The 8,238-nt window shown below is 68.4% G+C and carries 8 protein-coding genes and 1 pseudogene; 5 read left to right on the forward strand and 4 right to left on the reverse strand.

The window, feature by feature from the left end; genetic code table 11:
- Nucleotides 1-54 precede the first annotated feature (54 nt).
- Entirely contained in the window at nucleotides 55-354 is a 300-nt protein-coding gene (locus ACIBJF_RS50500; protein ID WP_399184634.1) for an integrase, read from the reverse strand.
- A gap of 238 nt (nucleotides 355-592) precedes the next feature.
- Here ACIBJF_RS50500 and ACIBJF_RS50505 point away from each other — a divergent pair, with 238 nt between their 5' ends.
- Together ACIBJF_RS50505 and ACIBJF_RS50510 are read left to right on the forward strand one after the other, a co-directional pair.
- Nucleotides 593-2,320, forward strand: a complete 1,728-nt coding sequence (locus ACIBJF_RS50505) for a lamin tail domain-containing protein (protein WP_399184635.1) — start codon at nucleotides 593-595, stop codon at nucleotides 2,318-2,320.
- The gene (locus ACIBJF_RS50510; RefSeq protein WP_399184636.1) at nucleotides 2,317-2,877 is read left to right on the forward strand and encodes a hypothetical protein; all 561 of its coding nucleotides are present in this window, start codon (nucleotides 2,317-2,319) and stop codon (nucleotides 2,875-2,877) included. Before ACIBJF_RS50505 ends, ACIBJF_RS50510 begins: the two co-directional genes overlap by 4 nt.
- Nucleotides 2,878-3,048: 171 nt before the next feature.
- Here ACIBJF_RS50510 and ACIBJF_RS50515 read toward each other — a convergent pair whose 3' ends face one another.
- The gene (locus ACIBJF_RS50515; protein ID WP_399184637.1) at nucleotides 3,049-3,813 is read right to left on the reverse strand and encodes a terpene synthase family protein; all 765 of its coding nucleotides are present in this window, start codon (nucleotides 3,811-3,813) and stop codon (nucleotides 3,049-3,051) included.
- A 30-nt stretch (nucleotides 3,814-3,843) separates the two neighbouring features.
- Here ACIBJF_RS50515 and ACIBJF_RS50520 point away from each other — a divergent pair.
- Nucleotides 3,844-4,977, forward strand: a pseudogene (locus tag ACIBJF_RS50520) (ISAs1 family transposase); the annotation flags it as partial.
- Between the two features lie 94 nt (nucleotides 4,978-5,071).
- Here ACIBJF_RS50520 and ACIBJF_RS50525 read toward each other — a convergent pair.
- Complete coding sequence (locus ACIBJF_RS50525) at nucleotides 5,072-6,313, reverse strand: DUF6880 family protein (protein WP_399184638.1); 1,242 nt, start codon at nucleotides 6,311-6,313, stop codon at nucleotides 5,072-5,074.
- Between the two features lie 43 nt (nucleotides 6,314-6,356).
- On the opposite strand from ACIBJF_RS50525, the gene ACIBJF_RS50530 reads away from it, so the two are divergent.
- Both ACIBJF_RS50530 and ACIBJF_RS50535 read left to right on the forward strand, forming a co-directional pair.
- Complete coding sequence (locus ACIBJF_RS50530) at nucleotides 6,357-6,944, forward strand: hypothetical protein (protein WP_399184640.1); 588 nt, start codon at nucleotides 6,357-6,359, stop codon at nucleotides 6,942-6,944.
- Nucleotides 6,920-7,513 carry a hypothetical protein gene (locus ACIBJF_RS50535; RefSeq protein ID WP_399184642.1) on the forward strand — a complete coding sequence of 198 codons (594 nt, stop codon included), beginning with the start codon at nucleotides 6,920-6,922 and terminating at the stop codon, nucleotides 7,511-7,513. The genes ACIBJF_RS50530 and ACIBJF_RS50535 overlap by 25 nt, the downstream gene beginning before the upstream one ends.
- A gap of 173 nt (nucleotides 7,514-7,686) precedes the next feature.
- Here ACIBJF_RS50535 and ACIBJF_RS50540 read toward each other — a convergent pair whose 3' ends face one another.
- On the reverse strand, nucleotides 7,687-7,917 hold the full coding sequence (locus ACIBJF_RS50540; protein WP_399184643.1) for a hypothetical protein: 231 nt from the start codon (nucleotides 7,915-7,917) through the stop codon (nucleotides 7,687-7,689).
- Between the last annotated feature and the right edge of the window lie 321 nt (nucleotides 7,918-8,238).

Here is an 8,238-nt window from a genome sequence, read left to right on the forward strand (position 1 = left end):
TCGCCGCTATCTCCCCGAGGGAAGCATGGACACGATCTACCCCCAAACCAAAGATCAGATCGAACTCGCTACACCACCACAGGGGACATGACCGCGGTGCCAGGCCAACAGTGTCCCCGGCGTGACCGGGAAGACACAGCTCCAGCGCTGGCGCGGTATCAGCGACGACAGCGCGGCCAGCCAGAACCGGTCCGCGGGCTCGTAGCGGACCGGACCAGCGAGTTGCCGTCGCAGCACCGCATTCTCGTGCCGCAGCACCAGCAGTTCGGCGTCCTTGGCCGTGTCCCGGCGCAGTAGGACCGCAGGCACGGACAGCAACGCCCGGGTGGCCCGGTACAGCAGCGAGATGATCACTGGTGCAGCATCCCAGCCACCGTCGAGGGGTCTTGCACGCGAGCTCCCACCTGCAGCGATGACTTTACGAGCCCCACACCATGGATGGGGTTTTCGGCCCCCGCAGCGTCGCGCGCCTTCACGGGATGGACGCAGAGAAGTAACACCTTGTCTTTCCAGGGGCGTTGGCGGGCGCTGTAGCCTCCGGCAGCCGCTGCGATCGGCCGCGTCGTCGACTCCAACTTCGGAGGATCCTCCTGTGCGCAGACACCGTTTCCTGATACCCCTGTTTCTGGCGGCCGTGTTCACGGTCGCCAACGCCTTTCTGAGTCCCCACACCGCGTCCGCGACCGTGCCGGACGCGCCGCACTGCTCCACCGCCGGCACCTGGCGCCAGGGTGAGCTCAACATCTACTGGTTCGACGTCGATCAGGGCGACTCACAGCTCGTCGTGGGCCCGACCGGCCGCACGCTGCTCATCGACCTCGGCGAGACCGCGTTCAACTCCACCGGCACGAGCACAAACGCTACGCGTGTAGCTGCCGAGATACGCTCCATATGCGGCATATCCTCCGGGCCGGTGCACCTGGACTACGTGATGGCCTCCCACCAGCACCTCGACCACATCGGCTACGCCGGAAACCCCAACGACACCACCACGTACGGCAACGGCCTTTACCAGCTGCTGACCCCGCTCTCCTCCGGCGGCCTCGGCTTCACCGTCGGGCAGCTGATGGACCACGACGGCGGCGTGTGGACCGACAGCAACGGCGACAACGACTGCGACGTCGGCACGTCCGCCGCGCCCAGCACCGAGACCGCCTGGCACAACGCGGGCACCACTTCCCTGACCGCCAAGCGGTGGATCTGCTGGCTCTACGGTCCCTCGGGACAGGCCGACCGCGCCAACATCGACGGCAAGGTCCTGCGCATCACCAACGCGAACCCGTGGCCGTCGCTCGACCTTGGCACCGGCGTCGCCTCCAACGTCGTCGAGGCCAACGGCAAGGACGTCATGCAGGCCGACGGCACCACCCCGGTCAGCGGCGACCACAGCGCAGACGCTACCCCGCCGAGCGAGAACGACTACTCGATCGCACTGCGCACCACCTGGGGGCCGTTCGCCTACGCCACCGCAGGCGACAGCGACGGTGAGTACTCCACCAGCGCCAACGGCTACACCTACAACAACATCGAGAGCCTGCTCGCGTCGAAGATAGGTGCGGTCAACGCACTGCGCGCCAACCATCACGGCTCCTCGCACTCCTCCTCCGACGCCTATGTGAACTCCACCCACCCGCAGGTCGGCTTCATCTCCTGCGGCGTCAACTCCTATGGGCATCCGGGCAACCGCACCCTGAACGCCTTCCGCAGCGTCGGCGCGGACATCTACCTTGCCAACAACCCCTGCGACACCACCGACACCACCGGCGCGGCCATCGACTACTCCGGCACCTTCAACCACGACGGAACCGTGCACCTCGCCACCAGCAGCAGCGGAGCCGGCTTCACCGTCGACTACGACGCGGGCACCCGCACGTACACGACCTCGGGCAGCTCCGGCGGCGCCGGGGACCCCACTCAGGTGAAGGTCAACGAGTTCCTGATGGCGCCCTCCTCCGGGACCGAGTGGGTGGAGCTGTACAACCCCACCGCGAGCACGGTGGACGTCAGCGGCTACTACATCGACGACGTCGCCGGCGGCGGCGGTTCGCCCAAGCAGATCCCGTCGGGCACGACCATCCCGGCCGGCGGCCGGTGGGTGATGGATTTCGCCTCCGGGTTCCTCAACAACACCGGCTCGGAATCCGTGCGGTTCCTGAAGATCAGCGGGGGCGTGGAGACCGTCTACGACACCTACTCGTACTCGCTCGGCTCGACGCAGTACGACAAGGTCTTCCATCGCGCCGGAGACGGCGGCACCTGGTGCGGCACCATTTCCTCCAACGTCACCAAGGGCACCGCCAACCCGACGAGTTGCCCGTGAGAGCCCTGATCATCCGGGTGGCGGTGGGCGCCCTGGCTCTGGTCGCCGCCGCCGTCGGGACCGCTTTCCTCGCCGCCGCCCAGGATCAGCCCGCCGGCACCCCGAGCGGCGATGGCCGGCTGGTGCTGATCAGCGGACGGGACGATCACGGGCTTGTCGGCACCGCACGGGTCGCCCTGTACTGGCGGCCGGGGGACCGGACCCCGGTCGCGCAGGTGAAGGACGGCGTCCTGGCGCGGGTCCTGTTGGTGAGCGGCAGCTGGCTTCAGGTGCGCACCGTCGACGGCGCGTCCGTTCAGGGCTGGGTCGACGACTTCTACCTGCGCGGCACCGTCCACCTGATCGGTCCGGCCCCGGTCTGCCGGGTCCGGCTCGGCGGCCGGTTGCTCCCCGCGGGGGAACAAGCGGTCGTCCTCGACGCGCGGGGCTCCGAGGCCCGCGTCCGTGACGTCCGGACCGGCCGGTCCGGGTGGGTGCCCCGCTCCGTCGTACAGGAGCTGGCCCCAGCACCGGAGGCAGGATGCGCGCGGCACAAGCAGGGGTACGACGAGCCGTGAGACGTCACTGACCCCGGCCGCGGGTCCGGAAGGCCGTCACCTTCCGGACCCGCGCCGCGGTTCCGAACGGGCAGCGCACGCTGTCCAGTGACCTGCGCGGCCCCGAGCGCCCGCCGTCACCTTCACCCCCGGTCGTCCGGGACCGGACTCTCTGGCTTGCCGCATCCTGGCTCACAACGACGGCCCTTCCGGTGCTGGGGGAACGGGGGCCTCGGCGTACCGTGCCGATTCCTGACTGTATTCGAGAAACCCACGAGCCCATGCGCGGATGCCGTCTACGTACCAGTCAACTGCGGCCTGTTCCTGCACCGTCAAGTTCATGGCGAGGGCGGTGGTCTGCAGACTGACTGTTGCGGCAGGAAATTCGGTGATTCGCAGGGAGAGCCGGCGGTGCACCTCGTTGACAGCGTCCTGCAGCGTCAAGTGGTGATGATGCTGCAGTATCACGACGAGGTTGCTGGTTTCGCCGGTGCGTAGTTCTTTGCCGAGGGAGAACAGGTCGTTGGTCCAGCAGATGATGTCGGCGGCGGTATCCCGCAGTTGACGGCAGGCCGGCGAGGACCACACCCGCTCGGCGAGTTCCGCGTCCTGTGCGTATTCGGTGAGGTCGAAGCACCAGCCGACCGCTCCGGAGACCCGGCGCCAGGAGACGTAGGCCTGGAGCGTGGGTACGCTGCGCTCCGCCCGGCGCCGGATCATGTCCCGGTTGGTGTGTATCCATTCCGCCAGATGCCGACGGAAGCGGTCGCTCCATGCGGGGCTCATGTGATCGGCCAGTCGGGGCACGACCTCTGCCAGGACGCGTACGGTCCCCGGCGCCTTTTCGGGCACAACATCCTGTGCGCAGGTGACGATGCGCACCATGGCTTGCAGCTCTGTGTCGACCGCTTTGGAATCGTCCCCGCGGGCGTCGCTGCGGTCATCGACGGCGAACATCCACAGGGCAAGGCGGGACAGCTCTGAGACTCCTCGCTGCTGGCCCTGGTGGTCTGCGCGATGACCCCGTCCGGCCACGACTCGATCACCGCGGCGGCGGAGTGGTGCCGACGTGCGACGTCGGAGGAACTGGCCGCCTTCGGCTTGCCCTACCACCCACTCCTTGGCCGCTACCGGGTGCCGAGCGAGAAGACCCTGCGCAGCGTCCTGGGGCGGCTCGATCCCGGTGAGATCGGCGCGGCCGGCTACGACTACCTTCGGCCTCTGCTGTCCGCACAGCCCCACCGGCCGGAGCCGGTGATGCCCGACGGCACAACCGAGCGTGAACAGCGCCGGGCCCACCGGGCGGCCGCCCGCGCCGAGCTGGCACGGCTGCGGCGGCGGGCGATCGCGGTGGACGGCAAGTGCCTGCGCGGCGCGAGGCGCCCGGACGGCAGCCGGGTCTTCGTCCTGTCCGCCGTCCGTCACGGCGACGGTGTCACTCTCGCCTCCCGCGAGATCGGCGCGAAGACCAACGAAATCCCCGAGTTCGCACCTCTCCTCGACCAGATCGACGACGCGGATCTCGCGGCGGTGGTCGTGACAGCCGATGCCCTCCACGCCCAACGCGACCACGCCACCTACCTGCGCAAACGCGGCGCTCACTACCTGCTGACCATCAAGAACAACCAGCGCGGCCAGGCCCGTCAACTCCACGCCCTGCCCTGGAAGGAGATCCCCGTGATCCACCGCGACGACGCCCGGGGCCACGGCCGTCACGAGCAGCGACTCGTGCAGGTCGTCACCGTCGAGGGCCTGCTCTTCCCGCACGCGGCCCAGGTCCTGCGCATCCAACGCCGTCGCCGTCTCTACGGGGCGAAAAAATGGTCCAGCGAGACCGTCTACGCCATCACCGACCTGCCCGCCGAGGAAGCGAACGCAGCCGAGATCGCGTCCTGGGCTCGCGGGCACTGGACCGTGGAAAACACCGTCCACTGGTGCCGAGATGTCACCTTCAACGAGGACAAGTCCCAGGTCAGGACCCACAACGCGCCCGCCGTACTCGCCGCCCTCCGCGACCTGATCCGCAGCGCGCTCAAGCTCGCCGGCTACGTCAACACCGCCGCCGGACGACGAGCCCACACCGAGCGCCCCCGCGTCCTAGCCCTCTACGGCATCACGTGATCAAACCGGAAGATCCAGGCACTCGCCGGGGCCCTGCAACCGTGAGGACGGGCAGGATGTCCTCCGGTGGCCTGGGGCCTGGGCTGGTGTCATCTCAGGTTAGGTCGGCCTGGTCGAGTCGGGTGAGAAAGCTGGTCTTGCGCCGGTGCTCGTCGCGCAAGATGGTCAGGTACGCGGCGAACTCCGCTTCGGTGCCCTGTTCGCGGTGGATGGTTCGGAGCGTCTTGAGGTGTCGGACGGCGTACTGGTAGCGGTACTTGTTGCCGGTCTCGGCCAGGTAGAGGTCGACCAGTCGCCGGTACGGGGTGATCGTGTCGGCGGGATGGGTCGTGCGGCGCTCCTCGATGAGCTCCTGGAGGGTGTACTTCGACAACTCGCCGAGATGGCCGACAGCGGTCTGCCAGGCCTCCTCTGATCGTCCTGCTGCGCGCAGGCAGCTGATCAGCTCACGGACGTAGGCGGGATTCTCGGCCACGCGAGTGCGGAGCAGGTCAAGAGCCCATGTGACGGTGTCTGGGCTCTCCAGTTCGGAGGCGGTCCCGGCGAGCGGTTGGAACGCGGCGAGGACCGTGGTGCGCGCGAAGGCGTCCCGGTGCACGGCGAGTGCCTCCTCGTGCCGACCGGCCGAGATGAGGAGGTCGACGAGTTCGTCGTTCAGCTTCGGCAGGTAGGGGTTGCCGGGGTGGGCAGCGACGCCTTGTCGGGCCCAGTCGGTGGCCTCCTCGGGCCGGTTGGCTGCACGCAAGGCACGGACGATCTTCACATATTGGTCAGGGCCGGTCAGGAACTTGGCAAGGACGGCAACGTACTGGTCAGTGTCGCCGGAGACTTCGGCGAGCTGCTCGCGCAGGTGGCGGACGCCGTAGACGGTGCCCCAGCTGTCCTTGGGGGCTACATCCGCAGCGCGGGTATCGACCATGTCCGCCAGGTGCGCCTGTCCGACGTCGCCGAGCGCGGCGGCGAAGTCGGCCAGGCGGATGTCGGGCCAGCCGGGGCCGTCGAAGACGGTCTTGGCGATCCAGTTCGCCAGCGTCTTCGGGTTCTTGGGCGGGGCTGCGGTCAGGGCTCTCGCGTACATGCCGGTCAACTCGCGCAGCACATCCCCGGCCATGCCGGAGGAGTCGTCCAGATACATCAGCGCCGTTGTGATTCGCTCGACTGCCTTGCGCAGCTCAGGGGCCACCAGCGCTGCGTGGCCCGCGTCCACTAGGCGCCCGGCCTCCTCGTGCACCGCCCATGCCGTGTGCACGTACTCCCGGTGACCGGCGTACGGCCCGCGGCGCTTGTCTCGCCGCAGTCCGTCAACCAGCCCGCTCAGTGTCGCCGTCTCCCTCATCCACCCATCCCAGCACACGAGGCCGCGGGTAGGCTGCCGAGCCGTGAGCGAGTACCAGTACTACGAGTTCCTTGCCGTCGACCGCCCGCTGAGCGAGGAGGAGCTCACGCAGGTACGGGCGCTGTCCACCCGCGCCGACATCACCCCGACCCGCTTCGTCAACGAGTACCACTGGGGCGACTTCCGCGGCGATACGACGAAACTGGTGGAGCAGTTCTACGACGCCCACCTGTACTACTCGAACTGGGGCAGCCGCCGCCTCGTCCTGCGCCTGCCAGCCGGCGTGCTCCCGGCCAAGAAGGCCGTCCAGTACGCCATGGAGGAGTCGCTGAGCGTCTGGACCCACTCCGGGCACATACTGCTCGACTTCTCCCTGTCCTCGGAGGACGGCGAGGAGTGGGACTTCGAAACGTCCTACGCGCTCTCGACGTTCGTGGGGCTGCGCGCCGAGCTCGCAGCTGGCGACCTGCGGCCGCTTTACGTGGCCTGGCTCGCCGGGCTCACCGCCTGGGAACTGGCTGAGGACGACGAGGAGGAATACGCCCTCGAAGTCGAGCCGCCCGTCCCCGCGGGTCTGGCCTCGCTCACCGGCCCCTCGCCGATTTCTTGTGCGTCGATGCGGACCTGCTGACGGCCGCTGCCGAGAGCAGCGAGTCGGCCACCGCGGACGCCGTGGACCGTGCAGCTCTGGCGGCCTTCATCGCCGCGCTCCCGGCCGCCGAGAAGGATTCCCTGCTGCTCGAGGCAGCGCTCGGCACCGCTCCTCTGCCGAGCCACCGACTCCTGGCCCGCTATCGCGCCACCACCGCCCCCCGTGCTGGAGCCAAGCGGCGCACCGCCGCCCAGCTACTGGACGCCGCCTACCGTCACCGCACCGAGCGCCGGCAACGCGAGAAGGCGGCCCGAGCCGCAGCCGAGCAGGCCCGGGCGCGCGCCGCTGCCGAGGCCCGTGAGGCGCATTTGGACCAGCTTGCGCGGAACACCGGCAAAGCGTGGCGTGACATCGATGACCTGATCGCCCAGAAGAAGGCCGCCGCCTACGACGCCGCCATCGCACTCCTGCGAGACCTCCGCGACATTCAGACCCGCACCGGATGCACCGCCGACTTCGACCGCCGAGTCGGCGAACTGCGAGCCGCACACCGGGGCAAACCCTCGCTGATGCAGCGCTTCGACAGCATGGGCATTCCCAATCCCTGACCAACCCCGAGGGTCCGCCGTCTGCCGGTGCACCTCGGGTCTCACACCGCGCGCTCAGCGAGCATCCTGCACCGCGGCTCATTTCCGACAGGACTGGCGCAGTCTCACGTTGAACTGTCAGCGAGCAGGTCCCCGGCTCGGCGGGCGAACGCCGGAACCCCGGCACAAGACAGTCACGGGCGGCCGGCCCTTGCCAGCCGCCATCCGTCGAGCGTCGCCATGACCTCGTCGGGCTGCTGGTCGAACAGGGCGCAGAGGTACGGGTCCGGTGGGGTCACGGCAACAAAAGAGCGGTAGGCCAGCTTGAGGTGGAGCTGGCTCCAGGAGCGCGCGATGGCGGTGTGGTAGATGCGCGCTTCGGTAACGGTTTCGGTGTCCGGCGTTGCGCGTGCCGATAACCTCATCCGCGCAGGTGAGCGCCCTGATCGGGAGTCTCAGCGAGCGCTCTCGTGAGAGTGGAATTGAACGCGTTCAGGCCCGCAGCCCCACGGCGTTGAACGCATTCAATTCGCTCGCTCCTTCAGACCTGTGTGAGCCAGTCATGAGCGCGCTGAACTGCGCGGATGATTTATCGGCACCCGCAATGCCGTGCTCCTTGAGGATTTCCCAGACGGTGGAGGCGGCGGCCTTGGAGCCTCCCCCTGAGTGGTGGACACCCTGACCTCGACCCCGGTGGGGGTCGGGAGAGGGTGACCGATTATGGTGATGAAGGTCTATTCGCCCGA

Source organism: Streptomyces sp. NPDC050743 (assembly GCF_044456925.1).
Classification (GTDB): Bacteria; Actinomycetota; Actinomycetes; order Streptomycetales; family Streptomycetaceae; genus Streptomyces.

Coding starts and splice junctions, on each gene's coding strand:
- ACIBJF_RS50515 (WP_399184637.1), bottom strand. CDS start 3,813: ATGTTCGCCGTCGATGACCGCAGCGACGCCCGCGGGGACGATTCCAAA.
- ACIBJF_RS50525 (WP_399184638.1), bottom strand. CDS start 6,313: ATGAGGGAGACGGCGACACTGAGCGGGCTGGTTGACGGACTGCGGCGA.
- ACIBJF_RS50540 (WP_399184643.1), bottom strand. CDS start 7,917: ATGAGGTTATCGGCACGCGCAACGCCGGACACCGAAACCGTTACCGAA.